Origin of the sequence: Shinella sp. NM-101, from assembly GCF_021401195.1 — a bacterium.
Taxonomy (GTDB): Bacteria; Pseudomonadota; Alphaproteobacteria; order Rhizobiales; family Rhizobiaceae; genus Shinella.
In genome coordinates this window covers 197,110-220,634 of sequence record NZ_JACBFT010000003.1, presented here as the reverse complement: position 1 = coordinate 220,634, position 23,525 = coordinate 197,110, and the positions used below count along the sequence as shown (strand labels likewise).

At 67.5% G+C, this 23,525-nt stretch carries 21 protein-coding genes; 9 read left to right on the top strand and 12 right to left on the bottom strand.

Features of this window, described 5'->3' with window-relative positions; translation table 11 throughout:
- Positions 1-56 precede the first annotated feature (56 nt).
- On the top strand, positions 57-1,061 hold the full coding sequence (locus tag L0976_RS08050) for a D-glycerate dehydrogenase (RefSeq protein WP_203317123.1): 1,005 nt from the start codon (positions 57-59) through the stop codon (positions 1,059-1,061).
- A gap of 330 nt (positions 1,062-1,391) precedes the next feature.
- Here the strand turns inward: L0976_RS08050 and moeB are convergent, their stop codons facing one another.
- Together moeB and recF are read right to left on the bottom strand one after the other, a co-directional pair.
- Positions 1,392-2,150 (bottom strand): molybdopterin-synthase adenylyltransferase MoeB, encoded by a 759-nt coding sequence (gene moeB / locus L0976_RS08045; RefSeq protein WP_234186861.1) that lies wholly within the window; start codon positions 2,148-2,150, stop codon positions 1,392-1,394.
- Positions 2,147-3,271 (bottom strand): DNA replication/repair protein RecF, encoded by a 1,125-nt coding sequence (recF, locus tag L0976_RS08040; RefSeq protein ID WP_234186860.1) that lies wholly within the window; start codon positions 3,269-3,271, stop codon positions 2,147-2,149. The genes moeB and recF overlap by 4 nt, the downstream gene beginning before the upstream one ends.
- 191 nt (positions 3,272-3,462) lie before the next feature.
- On the opposite strand from recF, the gene L0976_RS08035 reads away from it, so the two are divergent.
- On the top strand, positions 3,463-4,140 hold the full coding sequence (locus tag L0976_RS08035; protein ID WP_370643606.1) for an HAD-IA family hydrolase: 678 nt from the start codon (positions 3,463-3,465) through the stop codon (positions 4,138-4,140).
- A gap of 4 nt (positions 4,141-4,144) precedes the next feature.
- On the opposite strand, the gene L0976_RS08030 is transcribed toward L0976_RS08035, so the two are convergent.
- On the bottom strand, positions 4,145-4,756 hold the full coding sequence (locus L0976_RS08030) for a TetR/AcrR family transcriptional regulator (protein WP_234186859.1): 612 nt from the start codon (positions 4,754-4,756) through the stop codon (positions 4,145-4,147).
- Between the two features lie 97 nt (positions 4,757-4,853).
- On the opposite strand from L0976_RS08030, the gene L0976_RS08025 reads away from it, so the two are divergent.
- Complete coding sequence (locus L0976_RS08025; RefSeq protein ID WP_234186858.1) at positions 4,854-5,090, top strand: hypothetical protein; 237 nt, start codon at positions 4,854-4,856, stop codon at positions 5,088-5,090.
- Positions 5,091-5,145: 55 nt separating this feature from the next.
- Here L0976_RS08025 and L0976_RS08020 read toward each other — a convergent pair whose 3' ends face one another.
- Positions 5,146-5,805, bottom strand: coding sequence for a peroxiredoxin (locus L0976_RS08020; RefSeq protein ID WP_203317117.1), 660 nt, complete (start codon positions 5,803-5,805; stop codon positions 5,146-5,148).
- Positions 5,806-6,064: 259 nt separating this feature from the next.
- Positions 6,065-6,646, bottom strand: coding sequence for a YigZ family protein (locus L0976_RS08015; protein WP_234186857.1), 582 nt, complete (start codon positions 6,644-6,646; stop codon positions 6,065-6,067).
- Positions 6,647-6,809: 163 nt separating this feature from the next.
- Here L0976_RS08015 and L0976_RS08010 point away from each other — a divergent pair, with 163 nt between their 5' ends.
- Positions 6,810-6,998 carry a hypothetical protein gene (locus L0976_RS08010; protein ID WP_203317116.1) on the top strand — a complete coding sequence of 63 codons (189 nt, stop codon included), beginning with the start codon at positions 6,810-6,812 and terminating at the stop codon, positions 6,996-6,998.
- 58 nt (positions 6,999-7,056) lie between these two features.
- Here L0976_RS08010 and L0976_RS08005 read toward each other — a convergent pair whose 3' ends face one another.
- From L0976_RS08005 to L0976_RS07980, 6 genes are all read right to left on the bottom strand, one after another.
- Positions 7,057-9,516, bottom strand: coding sequence for a glycoside hydrolase family 2 protein (locus L0976_RS08005; protein WP_234186856.1), 2,460 nt, complete (start codon positions 9,514-9,516; stop codon positions 7,057-7,059).
- Entirely contained in the window at positions 9,516-10,484 is a 969-nt protein-coding gene (locus L0976_RS08000) for a DUF1839 family protein (RefSeq protein ID WP_234186855.1), read from the bottom strand. The genes L0976_RS08005 and L0976_RS08000 overlap by 1 nt, the downstream gene beginning before the upstream one ends.
- Before the next feature lies 1 nt (position 10,485).
- Positions 10,486-11,400, bottom strand: coding sequence for an amino acid--[acyl-carrier-protein] ligase (locus tag L0976_RS07995; RefSeq protein WP_234186854.1), 915 nt, complete (start codon positions 11,398-11,400; stop codon positions 10,486-10,488).
- Positions 11,401-11,404: 4 nt separating this feature from the next.
- Complete coding sequence (locus L0976_RS07990) at positions 11,405-12,577, bottom strand: acyl-CoA dehydrogenase family protein (RefSeq protein WP_203317112.1); 1,173 nt, start codon at positions 12,575-12,577, stop codon at positions 11,405-11,407.
- A complete protein-coding gene (locus L0976_RS07985; RefSeq protein ID WP_234186853.1) occupies positions 12,574-12,828 on the bottom strand; it encodes an acyl carrier protein in 255 nt (84 codons plus the stop codon). The genes L0976_RS07990 and L0976_RS07985 overlap by 4 nt, the downstream gene beginning before the upstream one ends.
- Positions 12,829-13,136: 308 nt before the next feature.
- A complete protein-coding gene (locus L0976_RS07980; RefSeq protein ID WP_234186852.1) occupies positions 13,137-14,186 on the bottom strand; it encodes a glycoside hydrolase family 5 protein in 1,050 nt (349 codons plus the stop codon).
- Between the two features lie 209 nt (positions 14,187-14,395).
- Between L0976_RS07980 and L0976_RS07975 the strand changes: the two genes are divergently transcribed.
- Positions 14,396-16,204 carry an ABC transporter ATP-binding protein gene (locus L0976_RS07975; protein ID WP_234186851.1) on the top strand — a complete coding sequence of 603 codons (1,809 nt, stop codon included), beginning with the start codon at positions 14,396-14,398 and terminating at the stop codon, positions 16,202-16,204.
- A 171-nt stretch (positions 16,205-16,375) separates the two neighbouring features.
- On the opposite strand, the gene polA is transcribed toward L0976_RS07975, so the two are convergent.
- Positions 16,376-19,363, bottom strand: coding sequence for a DNA polymerase I (gene polA / locus L0976_RS07970; RefSeq protein ID WP_234186850.1), 2,988 nt, complete (start codon positions 19,361-19,363; stop codon positions 16,376-16,378).
- A gap of 510 nt (positions 19,364-19,873) precedes the next feature.
- Between polA and L0976_RS07965 the strand changes: the two genes are divergently transcribed.
- The 4 genes from L0976_RS07965 (at position 19,874) to L0976_RS07950 (ending at position 23,468) form a co-directional block, all read left to right on the top strand.
- Entirely contained in the window at positions 19,874-20,314 is a 441-nt protein-coding gene (locus tag L0976_RS07965; protein ID WP_203317107.1) for a MarR family winged helix-turn-helix transcriptional regulator, read from the top strand.
- 80 nt (positions 20,315-20,394) lie between these two features.
- Entirely contained in the window at positions 20,395-21,786 is a 1,392-nt protein-coding gene (locus L0976_RS07960) for a dipeptidase (RefSeq protein ID WP_203317106.1), read from the top strand.
- A gap of 204 nt (positions 21,787-21,990) precedes the next feature.
- Complete coding sequence (locus L0976_RS07955; RefSeq protein WP_234187062.1) at positions 21,991-22,938, top strand: lysylphosphatidylglycerol synthase domain-containing protein; 948 nt, start codon at positions 21,991-21,993, stop codon at positions 22,936-22,938.
- A gap of 101 nt (positions 22,939-23,039) precedes the next feature.
- Complete coding sequence (locus L0976_RS07950; RefSeq protein ID WP_234186849.1) at positions 23,040-23,468, top strand: BA14K family protein; 429 nt, start codon at positions 23,040-23,042, stop codon at positions 23,466-23,468.
- Positions 23,469-23,525: the final 57 nt, after the last annotated feature.

Genomic DNA, 23,525 nt, shown 5'->3' with positions numbered 1-23,525 from the left:
AAGCAATTCTTGCCCAACTTGGTTAAGGACCCGTCAACAGGACGCCGGAACATCCCATGACGCAGAAGAAAAAGCCGAAGGTCTACATCACCCGCCGCCTGCCCGAGGTGGTGGAGACCCGGATGCGCGAACTGTTCGACGCCGAGCTCAACATCGACGACAGCCCGCGCACCCAGCCCGAGCTCGTCGCCGCCGTGAAGAGCGCCGACGTGCTGGTGCCGACGCTGACCGACCGGATCGACGCCGCGCTGATCGAGCAGGCGGGGCCCCAGCTCAAATTGATCGCGTGCTTTTCCAACGGCGTCGACAATGTCGACGTGGAAGCCGCCGCGCGAAAGGGCATCACCGTCACCAACACGCCGAACGTCCTGACCGAGGACACCGCCGACATGACGCTGGCACTCATCCTCGCCGTGCCGCGCCGGCTTGCCGAGGGCGCGCGCATCCTGACGGACCGCAAGGGCGAGTGGGCCGGCTGGTCGCCGACCTGGATGCTCGGCCGGCGCATCTGGGGCAAGCGGCTCGGCATCGTCGGCATGGGCCGCATCGGCACCGCCGTCGCCAAGCGCGCCAAGGCCTTCGGCCTTTCCATCCACTACCACAACCGGAACCGCGTGCACCCCGACACCGAAGACGCGCTGGAAGCGACCTACTGGGACAGCCTCGACCAGATGCTCGCCCGCGTCGACATCGTCTCGGTCAACTGCCCCTCGACGCCGGCCACCTATCACCTTCTCTCGGCCCGCAGGCTCGAGCTGATGCAGCCGACGAGCTACATCGTCAACACGGCACGCGGCGGCATCATCGACGAGACGGCGCTGATCAAGTGCCTGAAGGAAGGCAGGATCGCCGGGGCCGGGCTCGATGTCTTCGAGAACGAGCCGGCGGTCAATCCGAAGCTCCTGAAGCTGGCGTCCGAAGGCAAGGTGGTGCTGCTGCCGCATATGAGCTCGGCCACCATCGAGGGCCGCATCGACATGGGCGAGAAGGTGGTGATCAACATCCGTACCTTCTTCGACGGCCACCGGCCGCCGGATCGGGTGTTGCCGGGACGGGTGTAGGAAACACCCTTCCCTGCAGGGGAGGGGCTCAACGTGCCGCCTTTCTGGCAATTCATTGTGGAACGGCGAGCCAGCCTTTGACTTCCCCCCCTTACAGGCAGGGCCATCGCATATGGCATTCGACTCTGCCCCTTCCCTTCTCCCTCCGGGGAGAAGGTGCCGGCAGGCGGATGAGGGGGGAAGCCGAAGGCATAAGGAAAGTCTTTCCGTCCCGCGCCCCCTCATCCGACCCTTCGGGCCACCTTGTCCCCGAGGGGAGAAGGGACGAACGGCAACGGTTCCTTCCATATGGCCAACCCTTGCGGGAGAGATGCGGCAGGCAGAGGGGGTTCAGGATTTCCGGCGCCGGTACTTCAGCGTCTCGAACCGCGCCGCCAGTCCATCATAGAGCAAGAGGCGGCCAACCAGCGGCTCCCCCGCCCCCGTCACCAGCTTGATCACTTCCATCGCCATCAGCGTGCCGATGACGCCCGTCAGCGCACCGACGATGCCGGCTTCCGCGCAGGCGGGCACGACGCCCGGCGGCGGTGCGGCAGGGAAGAGGTCGCGGTAGCCGGGATTGGGCGTGCCGTCCGGTCCCGCCTCATAGGGCTTCAGCACCGTCACGGAGCCGTCGAAGCGGCCGACGGCGCCGGTGACGAGCGGGATGCGCGCGGCTTCCGCCGCATCGGCGGAGGCGTAGCGGGTATCGAAATTGTCCGAACCGTCCACCAGCAGATCGTAACCGGAAAGCAGGCGTGCGGCACTCTCCGGCGCCAGCCGCTCGGCGATGCCGGTGAAGGCGACATGCGGATTGAGGCGGGCGACTGCGGCCTCGGCGCTGGCGATCTTCGCCGTGCCGATGCCTGCCGTTTCGTGGATCACCTGGCGCTGGAGATTGGAGAGCGAGACCGTGTCGTCGTCGAGGACGCCGATATGGCCGATGCCGGCGGCGGCGAGATACTGGATGACCGGCGCACCGAGGCCGCCGGCGCCGACGACCAGCACATTCGCCGCCTTCAGCTTCTGCTGGCCCGCCCCGCCGATCTCGGCGAGCACGATATGCCGGCGGTAGCGGTCGATCTCTTCGGGTTTCAGCGGATCGGTCATTGGACAATGCCTCCGTTCGAGACGGTGAGAAACTGCGCGCGCGCACCGAGCGCGTCGAACATGGCCCGGTCGGTGCCGGTCATGAAGGCCTGGCCGCCGAGCATGTCGACCCGGTCGAAGAGCGCGGCGCGGCGGCCCTCGTCGAGATGGGCGGCGATCTCGTCGAGCAGCAGCACCGGCGCATGGCCCGTCATGCCCGCGACGAGGCCGGCATGGGCGAGGACGAGGCCGACCAGCAACGCCTTCTGCTCGCCCGTCGAGCAGCGCTCGGCCTCCATGTCCTTTTCCCGGTGGCGGATGAGCAGGTCGGCGCGGTGCGGGCCGTCCAGCGTGCGGCCGGCGGCCGCGTCGCGGTAGCGCCCGCCCTGCAGCATGCCGAGATAGATTTCCTCGATCTCATAGGCCGGGCGCTGCCATTCCTCGTCGAGGAAGCCGGAAAGCCGCATTGAGGCGGAAGGGAACGGCCCGTCGTCACGCGACGCCTCGACGAGGCCTGACAGGAGGCCGACCAGTTCATGGCGGGCATGGGCCATGGCGATGCCGAGTTCGGCCATCTGCTTTTCCAGCGCCGTCAGCCAGGCGGGATCGGGCCGGGGCTCGGAGAGCAGCCGGTTGCGGCCGCGCATCGCCTTTTCGAAATCCGCCGCGCGGCGGCCGTGCTCGGGATCGAGCGACAGGACGAGCCGGTCGAGGAAGCGGCGGCGATCCGCGGAGGGACCGGTGAAGAGCCCGTCCATGGCGGGCGTGAGCCAGACGACGCGCAGATGGTCGAGAAGCTCGTCCACTGTGCGGGCGGGCGTACCGTTCAGTCGGAGTTTTCGCGACTGACCGTCCTCGCCGCCTTCCGTGCCGGTGCCGATGTCGACCTCGCCCATCATGCCCTCGACCGTCGCGAAGACGGAAAACCCGCCCCCGCAGCCGGCGCGCGGCACGTCGCCATAGGCGGCGCGGCGCAGGCCCCGGCCGGGCGACAGGAAGGAGACGGCCTCCATGAGGTTCGTCTTGCCCGCCCCGTTCTGCCCCGTCAGCACCACATGCCGGCCGTCGAGCGGCAGCGACAGGCCCGCATAGTTGCGGAAGTCCGTGAGCTTGAGGCGGGAGAGGAAAACCTTGTGCGGCATGGAGCGAGAGCTAGAGCATTTTGCCGCCAAGGGGAATTGCCTGCCGGCGCATAAATCGGGCAACAACAGAAAGATGGGATGGCCCGCGGGCCGGCGCAACGGCGGGAATGCGATTGCCTGCACGGACGGGAGAGGGTAATCGGAAGCCCCGCCGCACCGCGCGCCCTTCCTCCCAGCCAGCAGGTCCAGCCTTGTCTTCCATTGCCCGCCCCGTCTTCGACCGCAGTTTCTCCGCCTTCCTCTTCGACATGGACGGCACGATCATCAACTCCATACCGGCCACCGAGCGGGTATGGACGCAATGGGCGCTGAAGCACGGGCTCGACGTCGCCACCTTCCTGCCGACCATGCACGGCGTGCGCGGCATCGACACGATCACGCGGCTCGGCCTGCCGGGTATCGATCCCGCCGCCGAGGCGAAGGACGTCGAGCGGGCGGAGATCGAGGATGTCGACGGGATCGTTCCCATTCCGGGCGCCATCCCCTTCCTCTGCGCATTGCCGGCCGGCCGCTGGGGCATCGTCACCTCCGCGCCCGTCGCGCTCGCCCACCGCCGCCTGGCGGCAGCCGGCATCCCGCTGCCGACGGTCATCGTGACGGCGGAAGACGTCACGAAGGGCAAGCCGGCGCCCGACGGCTACCGGCTCGGGGCGGAGCGGCTCGGCTTCGCGTCCGCCGACTGCCTCGTCTTCGAGGACGTGCCGGCGGGCATCCTTGCCGGCGAAGGCGCTGGCGCGGATGTCGTCGTGATGACGGCGACTCACCATCATCCGATCGAGACCAGCCATCCGCTGCTGAAGAGCTACGAGGGCGTCGCCGCCGAGGTGGACGCGGACGGCAGGCTGCGGCTGGTGCGCGTGGCGGACTGAGCGATCAGCCAGCCGGCGCCTTGAGGATGCCGGCCAGCACCGTGTCGATAACGGCATCGACCTCCTCGTCGGAAACATCCAGCCGATCGGTCAGGAGCCGCCCCCAGGCGAAGCTCGACAGCAGCTCGGTGACCAGCTCCGGGCGGACCTCCGCACGCACCTCGCCGCGCACCTGCGCCCTGGCGACGATGCCGCCGCTCTCGCGGCGGCGCTCGGCCATGTAGGCGCAGAGCGCGGCCAGCGCTTCCGGCTCGCCCTGCGCCTTCGCCAGCACGGAGCGGAAGACCGCGCCGCTCGTTCCCTCCCGCCAGGTCACCAGCAGGCTGGAAAGATAGGCCCGCAGGTCGTCGCGCACATTGCCCTTATCCGGGAAGACGAAGCTAACGCGCTTGCGGCTGTGATAGACGTCGAGCAGGAGGGCGGCCTGCGAGGGCCACCAGCGGTAGATCGTCGGCTTGCCGGCGCGGGCGCGCCGCGCCACCGCCTCGATGGAAAAGCCGCCGATCCCGTTTTCCACCAGCACCGCCTCCGCCGCCGCGAGGATCGCCGCCTCGCTTGCCGGATTACGCGTGGCGCCGATGGAGCGGCGGGCGGGCTTCGTCTCTGCTTCTGCCATGCCGTTTCCTTTTTTCCGCTTGTAGCACGGGCGGCACTTGAACGGAACGTTTCGTTTCTATATAAACGAAACGTTCCGTTCCATAAAGGATCCTCCCATGACCCAATCCGCATCCCCTCGCAGGCTCTCCAAGCTCCACCTCGCGCTCGCCATGCTGCTGCCCGTCTATCCGCTGATCACCGCGCTTCTCTACCTCGTCCTTCCCCTCACCGAGGGCTGGACGATCTGGCAGCGGACCGCCGTCATCGCGCCGATCATGGTGTTCGCCATGGTCTTCGTCGTCTCACCCTTCGTGCAGAAGCGATTTTCCGGCTTCATCCTGCGCACGGCATGAAAAAGCCGGGGTCGAAGGACCCCGGCTTTTCGTTTCCCGAATATGGCTGCGCCGATCAGGCGGCCGGCTGGCGGGTCTTGCGCAGGTACGGCAGGACCGTGTCGAAGGAGCCGAAGCGCGTGATGGCGTCTTCGTTGGAGACGGCGGCGGTGATGATCACGTCGTCGCCCTGCTGCCAGTTGGCCGGCGTTGCGACCTGGTGCTTGCTGGTGAGCTGGATCGAATCGATGGCGCGCAGGATTTCCGCGAAGTTGCGGCCCGTCGTCATCGGATAGGTGAGGACCAGCTTGATCTTCTTGTCCGGGCCGATGACGAAGACCGAGCGCACCGTCGCGTTGTCGGCGGGCGTGCGGCCCTCGGACGATTCGCCGGCGGCGGCCGGCAGCATGTCGTAGAGCTTGGCGACCTTGAGGTCCTTGTCGCCGATCAGCGGATATTCGACGTCGAAGCCGGTGGCCGTGCGGATGTCGGCCTTCCACTTGGCGTGGCTGTCGACCGGATCGACGGAAATGCCGATGATCTTGACGCCGCGCTTGCGGAACTCGCCCTCGATGCCGGCCATGGCGCCGAGCTCGGTGGTGCAGACGGGGGTGAAGTTCTTCGGGTGCGAGAAGAGCACGGCCCAGCCGTCGCCGATCCATTCGTGGAAGCTGATCGGGCCGATGGTCGTTTCGGCGGTGAAGTCCGGAGCGATGTCGTTGATGCGCAGGCTCATGGGTATCATCCTCTTTTCGTGCGGGCTCGCAGGGCAGGCGCCCGCGAAAACATGTCAGGCCGGGTAGATAGACCGAAAAACCGGCCTTGCCTATAGCGGCGGGCCGTCCCGCGCGGCTGGCGCGAAGCGCAACTTTGCGCCGATCCGGCGCACCGCAAGACGGCTTTCGGCAAGGGCCTGCGAACACGCCAAACCGTTCTCCCGATCGGCCGCGAAAGGAAAAGCTGATTTTATTTCGACCGGATGGAAAATTTCCGCCTCAGGCGCCGATCTCGGCCCGTCCGCTCGTGAGGTCCACGATCAGCCGGCCGATCTCCTCCGCCTTTTCCGCGGGAACGCGGAAGGCAAGACGCGCGCCGGTATCGTGATAGGCCTCCTCGTCCATCACCAGCCCGGCAAAGGCGCCGAGCCGCGCCTTGACCAGCGCGAGATCGGAAAAGCCGAGCGAGACGGTGAGCGCGACGCGCTCGACATATTCGGTCTTCTCCGCCGCGCGCAGGCACATCGCCGCCGTGCCGCCATAGGCGCGGATGAGCCCGCCGCTGCCAAGCAGGATGCCGCCGAACCACCGCGTGACGACCACGAGCGCGCGGTCGAGCGCCTGTCCGTCGATGGCCTGGAGGATGGGCTTTCCCGCCGTGCCGCTCGGCTCGCCGTCATCGCTGAAGCGGTAGGTCTGGCCGATGCGCAAGGCCCAGCAATTGTGATTGGCCGAGGGATCGGAGACCTCGGCGAGGCGCGCCTTCGCCTCCGCCTCGCTTTCGACCGGGCAGGCGACCGCCAGGAACCGGCTCCTGCGGATCTCCTGCTCGAAATGTTCGGTGCGGTCCAGCGTGTACAAGGCCAGCCCCTAGGATCGGTTTGCGGTGACGTGACCCGTCTCGTACCCCCTCCCCGGCCGCCGCATCAAGGGGCGAGTAAACCACCAATTCTATAGACTATTGACAGCCGCCACGATTCCGCCATGATGTTGACCGGATCGCAACAACGATGGAAGCGATGGCATGATGTATCTCGGTGGCGTGACGCTCGGCTATTTCAACCTCTATCCGGTCGGCTTCCAGCCGAAGACCGACGACACGGAACGCGACGACGCGCGCGGCTCGGCAACGGACGACAGGCTGCCGCTCGAAGGCAGCAGGCTCTCCTCCTCCCGCCGTCCGGTCCAGTGGCCGCTGCACGTCTTCTTCTGAACCACGTCAAGGCCTACGGGAAATCACCTGTTATTTCCTGTAGGGAGCCATGCGCCTCCTAGAACGAGACGACGGCCTCGGCGCCGATGGCGCGGACCTCACCGGCCGGGCGCACTGCCGGATCCGTTCCGGCGCGCGCTGCAAGGCGTACGGTCTTCACGCCGCCCGGCGCGAGATGGAACCAGTTGTCCGACGGCAGGAAGCCCTCGGCCTCGATCGCGACGGACTGGGCGAAGCGGTCCGCGGATAGATCCAGCAGCCATCCTTCCCCATCCTGCCGGAGCGCTGCCGAAAGCGCCGCCGGGAAGAGCGCCTTCGACCGGCCGCGCGGGAAGTGGAACGCCTCGGCGACCACCGTGCCCTGCGCATCGACCAGCCGGCCGGCCGTCACGTCGTGCGCGGGCGGTCCGAAGCGGAAGGCATAGGTCGTGTCGAAAAAGGCGCCGAACAGATCGGTCGCCGGCAACGTCGCCGCCGAATGCGGGGCAAGCGCGAGTTCCTTGCTGCCGGAGACGACCGGCTGGCGGCCATGGCGCAGGCAGGACAGCTCCAGCGTCAGGCATCGCTCCTGCGCGTCGTCATTGATGACATGGATGTCGAGCCCGTTCGTGCCCTCGTCGGAAAGCGCGAGCTGCACCGGGCGGAAGGCGCGGCGCAGGGCGTGCCAGGCGGATTTCGGCAGGCCCGTCGCATCGACGATCCCCCAGCCCGCGCCGGGCAGGAGGTCCTGGAAGGTCCAGGCCAGCGCGCCGTTGCAGGTGGATTGCGACCGGCGCCATTCGGAAAAGGTCGCTTCCATCGCCTCGCCGACCGCGGCGCGGGAAAGGTCGAGATAGCGCGCCGGGTCCTCGCGGCGCAGGCGGGCCGGGTCCTCGTCGTAGAGAAGGCCGAGATAGTGGTCGCGCACGTCCTCGAAGTCCCAGGACGCGCCGCGATCTCTCGGAACGCGGGCCTTCCAGCGCGGATCGTGCACGGCGGGCACCGGCAGGTGCGCATCGAGCGTCCCGCGTTCCGGCACATTGGCGAAGGCGAGGCATTCGGCGGCAAAGCGCACCCCGGCGCGCCGCGCATCCTCCAGCGGCCGGCAATAGGCGCCGACGCCGTAATAGTGCGTGACGCCGGCATCGGGCGAAAAGGGCATGACCCCGCCGCTCGGCGAATTCTCGACATAGGGCACGTCCGGCCGGTGCGCGGACGCGAGCGCGGGCAGGATTTCGCGCGTCAGCGGCCCGGACCGGGCGCTTTCCGGCAGGCCGAGCATCGCCGCCTGCTGGTCGATCTCGCTGCCGCCGCACAGGACGGCGAGCGAGGGCGAGGCGGCGATGGCATCGAGGAACTGCGCGACTTCCCTGCGCACATTCTCGACGAAAGCGGCATCGTTAGCCGGGTAATCGAAATTGGCGAACTGGAAATCCTGCCAGACCATCAGGCCCATTTCGTCGCACAGTGCAAAGAAATCCGGCGTCTCGTAGGTCATCGTGCCGCCGATGCGGAGCATGTTCATGTTCGCGTCCGCCGCCAGCCTCAGCAGCGGCTCGTAGCGCGCGCGACTGCCCGGCAGGTCGACGATGTCGGCATTGGTCCAGACCGCGCCGCGGCAGAAGATTTTCGTGCTGTTGACGGAAAGCGCGAAATCGCGGCCATCCGCGCCGCGGTCGATCCCGATGCGGCGGAAGCCGGTGCGGCCGAGCCTGTGGCGCACCCCGTCCACGACGAGATGGACATCGTGCAATGCCGGCACGCCATGGCTGCGCGGCCACCACGCCGCGACATCGGGAATGGCAAGGCTGGCGGTAAAGCCTCCCGCCCCGTCGGAGACGGCGACCACGGCAACGCCAGCGCATTCCACGGCGGGCGGGAGAGCGCCGTCGAGGGTGAAGCGGACGTCGAGCCGGCCGGTGCCGTCCTCCTCCAGACGGGCGGCGATGCGCACATCGGCCGGCAGCGCGGGCGCGGGCCGCGCAAGGCGGACCGGGCGCCAGGGGCCGGCGGCATGGACCTCCGGGCACCAGCCGGGCATGCGGCCGAGCAGGGTGGTGCGCACGAGCCGAAGGCCCTGCGGCGTGATCATCTGCGGGCGCCAGCGGGCACGGGGGCCGCGCTTTTCGAGATGCGGCTTCAGGGCGCGGAAGCAGAGGGCGAGCCGGTCGTCGCCGGTGAGCGTGACGGGAAGGGCGTGGCGCACGAACATGCTGTCGGAGGTGAGCGCCCGCGCGCCGTTCCACCAGACCTCCGCGATGGTCGCAAGCCCCTCGAAATGCAGCACGGCCTCGCCCGGCGCCTCGCCGGCAAGGTCGAGGACGTACCATGCGTCGAGATGGTCGAGCGGCTCGGGCGCCGTCCGGTCGAAACGGCCGGCGCGTTCCAGCGCCCCGGCGACCGTGCCGGGGACCGGGGCGTCGACGAAGCCGGAAAGGGGCGCGAGCGCCGCGGAGTCGGAAACGGCACCGGCCGGCGTCAGGACCATGCGCCAGCCGTCCGAAAGCATCCTGCCGGTCGCGGGCACGCCGTCCTCCATCAGCCGATCCGCGCGGCGAGCGTCGCCATCAGCGCTTCCCAGGCCTCGGCGGCCGGGTCGAGCGCGGTCGCGAGCGGCTCGAACCTGCGGCGCGTCACGGCGCGGGCAAGCTGGAACTGCACCGTCTTGGCGGTCTCCGAGATCCTGCGCGCGGCATCGGCGGCGTCCTTCAGGCTGCCGTCCGGCGCCAGCCAGTCGAGATGGCTGCCGGCGAGCTCGAAATTCGCCCCGAGCTGGCGCAGCGTGTTGAAGGCGTATTTGTGGAAGAAGCCGAAGGGGCGGTCCGCCACGGCCTCGACCTGCTTCGGGAACACCGCCGCGAAGGCCGCGACCGGGTTTTCCGCGGGACGCCGGGCGAAATGGACGGCGAGCAGGCGTCTCGCCTCGCGGCGCAGATGGGCCTCGTCCGGGAGCTTTTCCGGGAACCTGGCGAATTCCGTATAGGGCAGGAAGGGCAGGTCCTCGGGACCATCGTTCAAGTGGAACAGGCCGTCAAAATCCTCTCCCTCCAACCGGAAGAAGCCGGCATTGTGGAAGTAGTCGAGCCGCTTTTCCGCAAGGTCCAGCCGGTTGATCGCCACCGTCGTCTTGCCGTGCTCCTGCCGGTAGGCGACGCCGCGGGTATCGGGCATGTAGTAGCTGTCCATCTCGACGAGGCAGAGGCGCCCGCGCGCGATCTGGGTCGCGACGTGGTCCTCCAGCCGGTCGAAGATGGCAAGCTCGGTGCAGCGGATGCCGTAGAGCGCTTCGAGGTCTTCCAGCGGCACCTTGAAGAAGGTGAACTGGTCGCCCTCGAAGTCCTGGGCCAGCGAGAAGCCGAGCATCGCCTCCGGCACCGTGCCGGAGGCGTTCAGCACCTCGATCCACAGATCGACGTAGCAGTTCGTCTCCGGCCACATGCGCTCCGCATCGTGCAGGGCGTGCGGCCGGTAGGTCTCGGGGTCGAGCCCGGGGAAGACGGCCGCCATGTCAGTCCTGGTATCCCAGCACCTTGCGGACATCGGCCGGCCAGGCGGCGATGTCGAGGCCGTGGCGGGCGAAGAGCGCGAGCGCGATGCGCTCCAGGCCGAAGCCGACGCAGGCGGTGTGCGCGACGTCGCCGTTTTCGAGGTTCAGGCCCCACTTCGCGCCGAAGGCATCCTGATGGTAGTTGAAGCTCATGCAGGCCGTCGGCTTGGCGGCCGACGTCACCGGGATGAGCAGCTCGAACTTCAGGTTCTGGTCGCGCTGGTTGTTGGCGAGCATGCGGCCGGCGCGGCCGAAGAACGGGTCGTTGGCGACATCGATGGTCACGTCGAGGCCGACCTTGGCCATCATTTCCAGGCCCCGGTCCATCCAGGTCTGGCGGAAGGTCGTCACATGCTCCTCGGTGCCCATGCAGACATATTCGCGCATGCGGAAGAGCTGCTGGCGGGCCGGATCGCTGGAGGGCTCGTGACGGAAGCAGTAGGACTGCAGGTCGTAGAGCCCGCCGCCCGCCGGCAGGCGTCCGCGCCTGGCGATGGTCGGGTAGAGCGGGTAGCAGGCCGCCGGCGTCAGCACGATGTCGGTCGCCTTCTGGTCCTTCGTCCAGTCGTCGCCGACTTCCATGCATTGCAGGAGGCTCATGTGATCGAGCTCGCCGCCGCAGAAGCTGTGCACCGTGCCGGCGAGTTGCGGGAAGCTCTTCATGTAGCCGGAGGATTCGAAATGCGCGCGGTTCATGCCCGGCGGAAAGCGCATCGCTTCCGCGCCGTCGGCCCCGCCATAGGCGTCGATCAGCCGCTCGAAGCGGGCGATGACGTCCTCGAAGGCGCCGCTGCGGCCGTAGAGGCCCTCGACGCCCGTATCGATGAGAAGGCCCGTGTCGAAGAGACGGTCGAGAAGGGAGGTCTGCATATCCATGGTGTCACCCGATCAGGCTGGTGTCCTGCTTGTGGACAAGCAGGAGGTTCGACGTGTTGCCGAGGATGCGGTCGTTGGAGATCATGAGCTGGGCGGAATGCGCATCGCGCAGGTGCCGGCCGAGGCTGTAGGGCGTGCCGTTCTTGTAGCCCATGATGCCGCAGATCAGCATGGCCTGGTTGATGATCGCGAGGATCGTCTCGGAGGAGGCGATCTTAACGTTGTTCATCGCGACGGCAAAGCCCATCGAGGAGAGGCGGTCCGGATCGGCCTTCGCCGCCTCGTATTCCCTGAGGCCGGCGATCGTGTTGGACTTGACGAGCTGGAGCAGGTTCGAGGCTTCCGCAAGGCGCAGCGCACCGGGCGGCGTCACGCCGGGGCTCTTGCGAGCGGCGGCGCGCACGAACGCCTGCGCGCGGGCGACCGCATTGACGGCGATGCCGTACCAGACCGCGCTCCAGAGCAGGTGACAGGTGGCCAGCATCGACTGGGCGGCGATCTCGGCGAAGGGCTGCGGGAAGATCTGCTCCTTCGGCGCCTCGCCCTTGAAGAGCCAGCCGTCCGAGCAGGTGCCGCGCATGCCGAGCGTGTCCCAGACATGGGTCCGCTCCAGCGTGTACTGCTCCTTCGTGAAGACCGTCATGACCTGGTCGGTCGCGGCGGCATCCGCATGGGCGCGGGAGGTGATGAGGATTGCGTCCGCCTCGGCGCCGTAGGAGATGACGGTGGCGTCCTTCGTCAGGCGGCAGGTGTCGCCGTCGATCTCGATGGCGCAGATGCTGTTGCGCAGGTTGCCGCCGATGCCGCCTTCCGTGGTCGCCGAGCCGAGCAGCAACTGCTCGTCCGCGATACGGCGCATGAAGGCGGCGTGCCAGGCGCTCTCCCGGCCGTGCGAAACGAGGCTGGACAGCTTGATGTGATGCATGGCGAAGACCATCGCCGCCGCCGCGCAGCCCTGGCCGACCAGCGAGCAGACCTCGGCGATCTCGGAGAGCGACGCGCCCTCGCCGCCGAAGGCAGCGGGGACCTGGATCGACAGCAGCCGCTCGGCGATCATGGCGTCGACCGCCTCCCGGGGGAAGCGGCCCTTCGCATCCACGTCGTCGGCATGGGCGGCAGCCACGGCGCAAACGCGCTCGGCGCGCTCGGCAAGGCCTGTTCCGATCGTGAGGGTCATTCGGCGGCCTCCGCATTGCCGACAAGGCTTTCGACCGCCCGTGCGACCGCCTCGATGCTCTGGAAGGACTTGCGGTTGAGGAGGTTGTCGGGGAACTCGACGTCGAAGGCATCCTCGATGCCGAGCATCACCTGCACGGACGCGAAGGAGGAAAGGCCCGCCGCATAGAGATCGGCGTCGTCCGCCAATTGTTCGACAGGCACCGGAAGGCCACCGTGCTTGACCAGGATGTCACGGATCTTCTGCTTCATGTTCTTCTCCATCGCTTTCTTGCGGCCGGACAGCGCGCCTTATTGTTTGAGACAGGCATAACCGGCGGTTGATAAGATGGGCTGAAGGGACATGGATAAGATTTCGTGAAACGCGGTGCGGGGCTGTCTCACGCTTGAACGGACCCTTGCGGCCATTTCTGAAGAAAAGCTGAGCGAGCCCGGTTTTCGAGGCGGTTGCGCTTGAGGCCCACCGTTTCGGAACGATACGAAAAGGGTCCGTTGAGACTTCGTTAGCCACAAAAGCAAACGGTGCGGGATAGCGCCCGATCCACGCGGGAAAAACCCTTTCAGGGCAGCGACGGGCAGGCGGCGGCCCCCGTCGGCAGCGGGCCGCCGGCCGCCAGCGCGGCAAGTTGCGGCCGGTCGCGGCCCTCGGCCGGCTGGATGTTGAGCGGCTCGTCCGCCGGCCACCAGTCGCCGGCCGCCCAATAGGTCCAGCCGGTCCAGACGGCGCCTTGACTGCCGACGAGCGCCGTCATGCGGGCGAGCCCGTCGAGGCAGGCGGGCTCGGCGGAGCCGCCGAACTCACCGAGGAAGCCGCGCTTGCCGTTGCGCTTCAGCCAGTCGGTGAAGCGCTCCAGCGCCTTCACCGCATCGTCCACCCGCTCGCAGGCCCCGGCCTTTCCGGAGAAGTCCGTGTCGAGATACTGGTGCACCTCGTAGGCATGGTTATCCGCCGGATCCCTTATGCCGAGCATGACGGTGCCGTTGGCCCCGCCGTCCCGCTCCTCCTCCCAGCTATGTGCGCCTGTCCAGGCCGTGCCCGGGACCAGCACGAGGTTCTTCGCGCCGGTCTCGCGTATCGCGGCGATGGCGGCGTTGGCGGAGGCGAGCCATTGCGTCGCCGGCACGTCATGCGGCTCGTTCATCAGGCCGAACTGCACGCCGCCGTCATCCCTGTAGTCGCCGGCGAGCCGGCGCCAGAAATCGGCGAAGGCGCTGTCCGGCACCGCGGCCGAGCCGATCGGCTGACCGCCGTAGCGGGCATAGTCGTGCGGATCGAGGATGACGGTCATGCCGGCATCGCGCAGCGCCCTGACCGTCTCGGCAAGGCGGGCACGCTCCGCCTTGTCGAAGCCGCGGCCGAGCCTCGGCTGAAGCCGCTCCCACTTGAAGGGCAGGCGCACGGCGTTGAAACCCTTGCCGGCGAAATAGGCGATCGTCCCGGCGGAGGGATAGATGTAGTCCTTGCCATAGGTGCCGCGGCCTTCGCCGAACTCGGCGCCGGCAAGGTTGATGCCGCGCAGGCACGCAGCGCCCGCCTGAACGGGCATGGCACAGGCCGCGGCGGCGGCCGCCAGCCGAAAGAGCGCCGCCGCGCCGAACGAGGATCGCATGCCTGCCTCCGTTCCGGCGGAGCGCCGGTTCGCGCGGGAAGCACCGCGCCTGCCCGCCGCCGCCGGCGATCAAGCGGCAAACGTCGTTAAGACCGCGTTAAGGCGGCGGTCTTTCGCGGCAGGTTCCAGGAGATTGCAAGCGAGGGCGCATCCGGCTAGACGCGGGGGCGCCGGACATGCCGCAACTCCCGGCCCAACAGGTTCGCTCCATGCCCGCTTCGACGACATCCGCTCCCCTTTCCTCCGGCAGCCGCCATCCCCTGCGCGTGCTGCTTTCGCTGGTCAGCGACGAGAAGGGCCGCGTCGTGCGCGCCGTCGCCTCCTCCGTCATCAACAAGGTCTTCGACGTGATGCCGGAAATCCTGATCGGCATCGCGCTCGACGTGGTGGTGCGCGGCAAGGATTCCTTCGTCGCCAAAATCGGCATCACCGATCCGGTGCAGCAGCTCACGCTGCTCGGCATCGCGACCTTCCTCATCTGGTTCGGCGAATCGCTCTTCGAATATTTCTACCAGATCCTCTGGCGCGGCCTCGCCCAGGACGTGCAGCACCGGCTGCGCATCCTGTGCTACGACCACGCGCAGCACCTGCCGTCGAGCTTCTACGAGGAAAACCGCTCGGGCGACCTCCTGGCGGTGCTGAACGACGACATCAACCAGCTCGAGCGCTTCCTCGACCGCGGCGCCAACGAACTGATCCAGACCTTCGCCGCGGTCATTCTCGTCGGCGCCGTCTTCTTCATCGTCAGCCCGCTCATCGCCGTGATCGCGTTCACGCCGGTGCCGGCGATCATCGCGGGCGCCTTCTGGTTCCAGCGCCGGGCGCAGGCGCGCTACGACGCGGTGCGCGCAAGGGCGGGCGGGCTCGGCGCGCGGCTCACCACCAACCTTCAGGGCCTCCAGACCATCCGCGCCTTCGGCGCCGAGGCGCGCGAGACGGCCTCGCTGACGAAGGAGAGCCTCGGCTATGTCGAGGCGAACCGGGCGGCGATCCGCGTCTCCTCCGCCTTCATCCCGATCATCCGCATGGCGATCCTGTCGGGATTCCTTGCCACCTTCCTCATCGGCGGATGGCTGACCCTGACCGGCCAGATGCAGGTCGGCGCCTACGGCCTCCTCGTCTTCCTGACGCAGCGCCTGCTCTGGCCGATGACGGGCCTTGCGGAAATCGCCGACCTCTACGAGCGCGCCATGGCCTCGACGCGCCGCATCCTGCGCCTGCTCGAGGAACCGCGCGGCGAGCCGCACGGGACGCACGACGTGCCGGTCACCGGCCGCTTCGAGATCGACGGCGTCGGCTTCCGCTATGCGACGAGCCCCGGCGGCGTCACGGACATCCATCTCGCCATCCGGGCGGGCGAGACGGTGGCGCTCGTCGGCCCCACCGGCGGCGGGAAGTCGACGCTCATCAAGCTGCTCGGCCTCTTCATCCGCCCGCAGGAGGGCCGCATCCTGCTCGACGGCGTGCCGCTCGCCGACTGGTCGGGCGAGCGGCTGCGCCGCAGCATGGCCTGGGTGCCGCAGGAGGTGACGCTGTTTGCCGGCTCGATCGCCGACAACATCGCCTATGGCAGGCCCGAGGCGAGCCGGGCGGAGGTGGAGGCGGCCGCAAGGCTTGCGGAAGCGGACGGCTTCATCCGCGCGCTGCCGGAGGGCTACGAGAGCCAGATCGGCGAATACGGCCAGAAGCTTTCCGGCGGCCAGCGCCAGCGCATCGCTCTTGCGCGCGCCCTGCTGATCGACCCCGCCGTCCTCATCCTCGACGAGGCGACCAGTGCCGTCGACAACGAGACGGAGGCGGCGATCCAGCGCTCGCTCGCCAAGATGAAGGGCAAGCGCACCGTGATCCTCGTCGCCCATCGGCTCAGCACCGTGGTACATGCCGACGCGATCCATGTGATGGATGGCGGCCGGATCATCCAGTCCGGAACGCACGACGCCCTCGTTGACTGTCCCGGCCTCTACCGCAATCTCTGGAACATCCAGACCGGACATGCGGAAATCGAGACGGCGGAGTAACGACGGCCCCTCATCCGCCTGCCGCGACCTTCTCCCCGCAGGCGGGGAGATAAGGGCAGGAGGCAAGGCTTTCCTGTCAGCACGAAGATTGTTTGGCCGGGGAAACCAGTGCGGCTCCTCTTCGCCCCGCCTGCGGGGAGAAGGTGCCGGCAGGCGGGCGAGGCACCCTGCTCAGTGCGCCTCGTCCCAGTTGGTCGCCGCCCGCGCGTCGACCTTCAGCGGTACCTTCATCGAGAGCGCCGGCATGGAGGCGTTTTCCATGATGTCGACGATGACGGGGATGGCCTTGTCGACTTCGCCCTCCTCGACCTCGAAGATCAGTTCGTCGTGCACCTGCAGCAGCATGCGGGCGGACAGGCCGGCGGCGGCGAGCGCCGGCTCCATCTTCACCATGGCGCGGCGGATGATGTCGGCGGCCGAGCCCTGGATCGGCGCGTTGATCGCGGCGCGCTCGTTGAAGGCGCGCACCGAGGGGTTGGACGACTTGATCTCCGGGTAATGGGCGCGGCGGCCGAAGATCGTCTCGACATAGCCGTTCTCGCGGGCAAAGGCCTTGGTGCTGTCCATGTAGTCCTTGATGCCCGGGAAGCGCTCGAAATACTTCCTGATGTAGTCGCCCGCCTCCGAGCGCTCGATGGAGAGCTGGTTGGCGAGGCCGAAGGCCGAGATGCCGTAGATGATGCCGAAATTGATCGCCTTGGCGCGGCGGCGGATTTCCGCCGGCATGCCCTCCACCGGCACGCCGAACATCTCCGACGCGGTCATGGCGTGGATGTCGATGCCGTCGGCGAAGGCCTGCTTGAGCTGCGGGATCTCGGCGACATGGGCGAGCACGCGCAATTCGATCTGGCTGTAGTCGGCCGAGACCAGCTTGTTGCCGGGCGTCGAGACGAAGGCGGTGCGGATCTTGCGGCCCTCGGCCGTGCGCACCGGGATGTTCTGGAGGTTCGGATCCGAGGAGGAGAGGCGCCCGGTCGTCGTCGCGGCGAGCGCGTAGGACGTGTGCACGCGCTTCGTCTCGGGATGCACGAAGCCGGGCAGCGCGTCGGTATAGGTGGATTTCAGCTTGGTGAGCTGGCGCCAGTCGACGATCTTGCGCGGCAGCGGGATGCCCTGCGCGGCAAGGTCCTCCAGCACCTGCGCGGAGGTCGACCACTGGCCGGTCTTCGTCTTGGAGGCGCCGGGAAGGCCCATCTTGCCGAAGAGGATGTCGCCGAGCTGCTTGGGCGAGCCGATGTTGAAGCGTTCGCCGGCAAGCGCGTAGATCTCCTCCTCGAAGCCTGCCGCGCCCTGCGCCAGCTCGCCGGAAAGGCGGGAAAGGACCTGCCGGTCGATGGTGATGCCGCGCTCCTCCATGCGGGCGAGCACGGGCACCAGCGGGCGCTCCAGCCGCTCGTAGACCGCCGTCATGCGCTCTGCCGCAAGGCGCGGCTTCAGGACATGCCAGAGCCGCAGCGTCACGTCGGCGTCCTCGGCCGCATAGGCGGTGGCGCGGGCGATATCGACCATGTCGAAGGTCTGCGCGCCCTTGCCGGAGCCTGCGACCTCCTTGTAGGCGATCGGCTTGTGACCGAGCCAGCGCTCGGAAAGCGTGTCCATGCCATGGTTGCCCGCGCCGGCATCCAGCGCATAGGACATCAGCATCGTATCGTCGAAGCCCTGCATGGTGATGCCGTGCCGGCGCATGACGAGGTAGTCGTATTTGAGGTTCTGCGCGACCTTGAGGACGGACGGATCCTCCAGCAGCGCCTTCAGCCGCTCCAGCGCGGCGCGGATCGGGATCTGCCCCTCGGCAAGCCCGCCGCCGAGGAGGTCGCCGACGCCGGTCTTGTGGTTGAGCGGGACATAGCAGGCGCGAATCGTCGTGCCCGACGGGTCCTTCGCGTTGTCGGCAATGGCGAGCGAGAAGCCGCAGAGCTCGGCCTGCATGGCATCCAGCGAGGTCGTCTCGGTATCGAAGCCGACGAGGCCGGTCTCGCGCGCCGCGGCGATCCAGCGGTCGAGCGCGTCGAGGTCGCGCACCGTCTCATAGGTCGAATGATCGATGGGACCGGCAGAGAAGCGCTCGGCGCGGGACCTTGCGAGGGCCGAGGGCGTGGCCTCGCCCGGCTTTGCGGTCGGCAGCAGGGTCTCGGCGGCCTCGGCCGCCGTCTCGGTGCCGTTAAGATCGAGCGCAGGACCGGCAACGTCGCCCTTGTCGAGATCCGGGCCGTGCGCCTCCGCGCCCCACTCCACCGGCACGCTCGCCGCCTCGATGGCGCCGGCATCGCAGTCGCAGGTCTCCGCGACGCGGCGGGTGAGCGTGGTGAACTCCATGGCTTTCAGGAAGGCGATGAGCTTCGGCCCGTCCTGCGGGTGCAGGATCAGGTCGTCGAGCGGCGTGTCGAGGGGCGTGTCCGTCTTCAGCGTGACAAGCTGGCGGGAGAGCCGCACGAGTTCGCGGTTGGCGATGATGTTCTCGCGGCGCTTGACCTGCTTGATCTCCTCGGCGCGGGCGAGCAGCGTGTCGAGGTCGCCGTATTCCGCCAGGAGCTGGGCGGCGGTCTTGGGGCCGATGCCGGGAACGCCCGGGATGTTGTCGGTGCTGTCGCCGGTCAGCGCCTGCAGGTCGATCATCTTTTCCGGCGGCACGCCCCATTTCTCGATGACTTCGGGAATGGAGATCTGCTTGTCCTTCATGCCGTCATACATCGAGACGCTCTGCGTCACGAGCTGCATGAGGTCCTTGTCGGAGGAGACGATGGTGACGTCGGCGCCGTCGGCTTCCGCAAGCCGCGAATAGGTGGCGATCAGGTCGTCCGCCTCGAAGCCTTCCTTCTCGATGCAGGGCAGGTTGAAGGCGCGCGTGGCATGGCGGATGAGGCCGAACTGGGGGATCAGGTCTTCCGGCGGCGCGGTGCGGTTCGCCTTGTACTGATCGTAGAGCTCGTTGCGGAAGGTCTTGGAGGAATAGTCGAAGATGACGGCGAAATGCGTCGGCGTCACGCCCACGTCGGTATTGCGCGCATCCTTCAGCAGCTTCCACAGCATGTTGCAGAAACCCGAGACGGCATTGACCGGCAACCCGTCCGACTTGCGGTTGAGCGGCGGGATGGCGTGGAAGGCGCGGAAGATGAAGCCCGAGCCGTCGACGAGGAAGAGATGATCACCTTTTTTCATGGGGTGAATGGATAGCGCGGGGCGTCTGCCGCGTCCATCTTTCATTGCGGAAAGGCCCCTCCCCAACCCCTCCCCACGAGGGGGAGGGGCTTGACCCGCCTCCCCCTTGGCGTTCTCTTCCGAACGGTGAGCCAGCCTCTATCTTTCTCCCCCCTTGTGGGGGAGATGCCGGCAGGGAGAGGGGGTTTTCCGGCGCCGCAAAACCTCACGCGAACGTTACCAATTTGTAATTTTCGGACCGACGCAAAACCCTTGAAAAGCCACATTCGGACTCACAGATATTGGTCATCGGCACCTGATCAAAGCCGTTGTCTGGCATACGGCCTGTCCCCCGCCGCGCCAGACGAGGACAAAGGCCTCATCCCCCTCTCCGGGCCTTTGTCCATAATTCGCAGAAGCCGCCGCGACACGCCTCCTGTCGTCGGCGGCTTCTTGCATTTGCGGGCACAGCCATGCCCATCGCAGGCGATCCACATTGTCTTCCGCTGCGAACCGACATAGCTTCTCCCCATGGATTTCGACCGGAAGGAGTCGGCAGCATACCTCGCCAATCTCCTGGCGAAGGCGGCGTCCCGCGCCCTTCATGCGCGGGCGGACGGGGCCGGCTTCGCGCCCGGCCAGTTCCCGGTCCTGCTCGAATTGTGGGGCGGCGACGGCCTCACCCAGCGCGAGCTCCTCGACCGGCTCGACATCGAGCAGGCGACCATGGCCAACACGCTGTCGCGCATGGAGCGCGACGGGCTGATCTTGCGCCGCCGGCACCCGAAGGACCGGCGGGCGCAGCTCGTCTTCCTGACGACGCGCGGCAAGGCGCTGCGCGAGACCGCAATGGCCGCCGCCTGCGCCACCGAGGAAGCGCTGTTCCGGGGCTTCCGCCGCTTCGAGCGGGAGCTGCTTCTCGAATACATGCGCATGGTGCTCGCCAATCTCGGCCGCGATCCGCGCGCCTGACCGCCCGCAAGACCGTCATACGATTTGCCCTCCCCGACGCGATCGGTCTAATGTCGCCGCAATTCGCAAGGGATTCGACCATGACCAACATTCTGCCCGTCCTCGACCGCGCCAGCGCCGGCATTCCCGCCAGCCTCGAACGCCTGTTCGAGCTGGTGCGCATCAAGTCCATCTCCACCGATCCGGCCTTCAAGGCCGAGTGCCGCCGGGCGGCCGAGTGGCTGGTCACCGAGCTGCGCTCGCTCGGCTTCGATGCGACGGTGCGCGACACGCCCGGCCATCCCATGGTCGTCGCCCATCACGACGGCGCAAGGCCGGATGCCCCGCACGTCCTCTTCTACGGCCACTACGACGTCCAGCCGGTCGATCCCCTGAACCTGTGGGACCACGACCCCTTCGAGCCGGCGGTGCGCGGGGCCGAGGGCGGCCGCCGCATCATCACGGGCCGCGGCACCTCCGACGACAAGGGTCAGCTCCTGACCTTCGTGGAGGCCTGCCGCGCCTACAAGGAAACCGCGGGCGCCCTGCCCTGCCGCGTCACCATCCTCTTCGAAGGCGAGGAAGAATCCGGCTCGCCCTCGCTGAAGCCCTTCCTCGAAGCCAATGCCGCCGAGCTGAAGGCCGACTTCGCGCTCGTCTGCGATACCAGCATGTGGGACGCCGACACGCCGGCGATCTCGGCAGGCCTGCGCGGCCTCGTCGGCGAGGAGGTCGTCATCAAGGCGGCCGACCGGGACCTCCATTCCGGCTATTTCGGCGGCGCGGCGGCAAACCCGATCCACATCCTTTCCGACATTCTCGCCGGCCTCCACGACGAGACCGGCCGCGTGACGCTCGACGGTTTCTACGAGGGCGTCGAGGAGACCCCGACGCAGATCAAGGCCGCCTGGGAAAAGCTCGGCAGCTCGGCGGAAAGCTTCCTCGGCGAGATCGGCCTGTCGATCCCCTCGGGCGAAAAGGGCCGCTCGGTGCTGGAGCTCACCTGGGCGCGGCCGACCGCCGAGGTCAACGGCATCACCGGCGGCTATACCGGCGAGGGCTTCAAGACGGTGATCGCGGCGGAAGCCTCGGCGAAGGTCTCCTTCCGCCTCGTCGGCAAGCAGGATCCGGCGAAGATCCGCGACGCCTTCCGCGCCTATGTGCGCGCGAGGATCCCCGCCGACTGCTCCGTGACGTTCCACGCCCATGGCGGCTCGCCGGCCATCCAGCTTCCCTACGATTCGGCGCTGCTCGAAAAGGCGAAGTCCGCGCTTTCGGACGAATGGCCGAAGCCGGCCGTCGTCATCGGCATGGGCGGGTCCATCCCCATCGTCGGCGACTTCCAGAAGATGCTCGGCATGGAATCCCTGCTCGTCGGCTTTGCGCTGTCGGACGACCGCATCCATTCGCCGAACGAGAAATACGAACTGCGCTCCTTCGAGAAGGGCATCCGCTCCTGGGTGCGGATCCTTTCCGCGCTGGCATCGCGCTGACGCAGAAGTGATGAAGGCGTTGGCTGGCATTCACCGGATGGAACGGCAATGCTTGGCCAACCGAACCACGACAAGAATGGCCGCGTCGCACCGGACGACGACAGGCCCGCACGATGGGGAAAGGACGAGGATGGCGCCAGCACGGACTGCGAAAGAAGCCTGCCGCTCGAAGAACGGCCTGACGAGGGCCGGGGGCCGGGCGGCATGAAACGGCTGAGGAAATTCTTCTGGCCGCTCGTCAGCACCGTCGCGATCGTCCTGTCCGTCTACATCCTCTACAAGGACCTGCGCGGTCTTTCGCTCGACGAGTTCATGGCGAGCATCCACGCCATTCCGACGTCCGGCTGGGCGCTCGCATGCGTGGCAACGCTCGTCGCCTATGCGGCGCTGGCGGCCTACGATCACCTCGCGCTCGAGCATCTCGGCCACCGCATCTCGCTGTGGTTCATCACCGTCACCTCCTTCACCACCTATGCCCTGTCGCACAATATCGGCGCCTCGGTGTTCTCGGGCGCGCTGGTGCGCTACCGGGCCTATACGTCGAAGGGGCTCACCGGGTCGGAGGTGGGCGTTCTCGTCGCCTTCTGCTCCTTCACCTTCGCGCTCGGCACCTTCATGCTGTTCGGCCTCGTGCTGGTGCTGGAGCCGGAGATCATCGAGCGCTTCGCCGATTTCCTGCCGATCGAGGCGGCCTTCTCGACCGGCGTCTTCATCCTGGCGCTGGTCGCGCTCTATGTCGTGGGCAGCCTCGTCGGATTCCGGCCGATCGACACGCGCTGGCTCAAGCTGCAGTATCCCAAGCCCTCGCTCGTCTTCCGCCAGCTCATCATCGCGCCCATCGAGCTGATCGGTGCGGCCGGCATCATCTATTTCGTGCTGCCGGCGGAGGGCAATCCCGGTTTCTTCGTCGTGCTCGGCATCTTCCTCGCCTCCTTCTCCGTCGCGCTGCTCTCCCATGCGCCGGGCGGCATCGGCGTGCTGGAGCTCGTCTTCCTCGCCGGCCTGCCCGACATGGACCCGGCCGTGGTGCTGGCGGCGCTTGCCGTCTTCCGGCTCTTCTATCTCATCATTCCCTTCGTCATGGCGCTGGTCGTCATCCTCTTCTACGAGCGATCACGGTTTCTTGCACGGGCGAGGAACGGCGAGGATTGAAACCAGGAATAGTTTCGGTTCATCTTCCGTTCAGTCGCATTGCTTCATGATCCGATCCGTCCAGATCATTGGGAAGCAATGAAAAACCAAGGGAGACCGACATGAAGACAACGATCAAGACCGGCCTTTCCGCCGCCATGGCCGTCGCCATGTTCGCCACGTCCTTCGTATCCGCGCCGGCTTACGCCATGCCGCTGCCGAAGGCGGGCGTTTCTCAGAGCACGGATGTCGAGCAGGTGCAGTACCGCCACCGCAACGGCTGGTACAACGGCCATCGCGGCTATCGCCACAACCGCCACGGCTATCGCCGCCACTCGGACGGCTGGTGGTATCCGCTGGCAGCCTTCGGCGCCGGCGCGATCATCGGCGGCGCGATCGCCAACGACGGCTATTCCCGTCCGCGTCACGCCGGCATCAACCCGCGCCATACCGACTGGTGCTATGCGCGCTATCGCTCGTACAGGGCCTACGACAACACGTTCCAGCCCAACTACGGCCCGCGCCGCCAGTGCTTCTCGCCCTACTATTGATACCTTCGCGGGCGGCCTTCGGGCCGCCCGTACCCGTCGAATTGACAGCGGCGCGTT

What these genes read in the sequence shown, in the direction of transcription:
- L0976_RS07960 (WP_203317106.1), top strand. Translation starts at nt 20,395, where the DNA reads ATGACCAACATTCTGCCCGTCCTCGACCGCGCCAGCGCCGGCATTCCC.
- L0976_RS08020 (WP_203317117.1), bottom strand. Translation starts at nt 5,805, where the DNA reads ATGAGCCTGCGCATCAACGACATCGCTCCGGACTTCACCGCCGAAACG.
- L0976_RS08025 (WP_234186858.1), top strand. Translation starts at nt 4,854, where the DNA reads ATGACCCAATCCGCATCCCCTCGCAGGCTCTCCAAGCTCCACCTCGCG.
- L0976_RS07995 (WP_234186854.1), bottom strand. Translation starts at nt 11,400, where the DNA reads ATGGATATGCAGACCTCCCTTCTCGACCGTCTCTTCGACACGGGCCTT.
- L0976_RS08030 (WP_234186859.1), bottom strand. Translation starts at nt 4,756, where the DNA reads ATGGCAGAAGCAGAGACGAAGCCCGCCCGCCGCTCCATCGGCGCCACG.
- L0976_RS07980 (WP_234186852.1), bottom strand. Translation starts at nt 14,186, where the DNA reads ATGCGATCCTCGTTCGGCGCGGCGGCGCTCTTTCGGCTGGCGGCCGCC.
- L0976_RS07955 (WP_234187062.1), top strand. Translation starts at nt 21,991, where the DNA reads ATGAAACGGCTGAGGAAATTCTTCTGGCCGCTCGTCAGCACCGTCGCG.
- L0976_RS07985 (WP_234186853.1), bottom strand. Translation starts at nt 12,828, where the DNA reads ATGAAGCAGAAGATCCGTGACATCCTGGTCAAGCACGGTGGCCTTCCG.
- polA (WP_234186850.1), bottom strand. Translation starts at nt 19,363, where the DNA reads ATGAAAAAAGGTGATCATCTCTTCCTCGTCGACGGCTCGGGCTTCATC.
- L0976_RS08050 (WP_203317123.1), top strand. Translation starts at nt 57, where the DNA reads ATGACGCAGAAGAAAAAGCCGAAGGTCTACATCACCCGCCGCCTGCCC.
- recF (WP_234186860.1), bottom strand. Translation starts at nt 3,271, where the DNA reads ATGCCGCACAAGGTTTTCCTCTCCCGCCTCAAGCTCACGGACTTCCGC.
- moeB (WP_234186861.1), bottom strand. Translation starts at nt 2,150, where the DNA reads ATGACCGATCCGCTGAAACCCGAAGAGATCGACCGCTACCGCCGGCAT.
- L0976_RS07990 (WP_203317112.1), bottom strand. Translation starts at nt 12,577, where the DNA reads ATGACCCTCACGATCGGAACAGGCCTTGCCGAGCGCGCCGAGCGCGTT.
- L0976_RS08005 (WP_234186856.1), bottom strand. Translation starts at nt 9,516, where the DNA reads ATGGAGGACGGCGTGCCCGCGACCGGCAGGATGCTTTCGGACGGCTGG.
- L0976_RS08000 (WP_234186855.1), bottom strand. Translation starts at nt 10,484, where the DNA reads ATGGCGGCCGTCTTCCCCGGGCTCGACCCCGAGACCTACCGGCCGCAC.
- L0976_RS07975 (WP_234186851.1), top strand. Translation starts at nt 14,396, where the DNA reads ATGCCCGCTTCGACGACATCCGCTCCCCTTTCCTCCGGCAGCCGCCAT.
- L0976_RS07950 (WP_234186849.1), top strand. Translation starts at nt 23,040, where the DNA reads ATGAAGACAACGATCAAGACCGGCCTTTCCGCCGCCATGGCCGTCGCC.
- L0976_RS08010 (WP_203317116.1), top strand. Translation starts at nt 6,810, where the DNA reads ATGATGTATCTCGGTGGCGTGACGCTCGGCTATTTCAACCTCTATCCG.
- L0976_RS07965 (WP_203317107.1), top strand. Translation starts at nt 19,874, where the DNA reads ATGGATTTCGACCGGAAGGAGTCGGCAGCATACCTCGCCAATCTCCTG.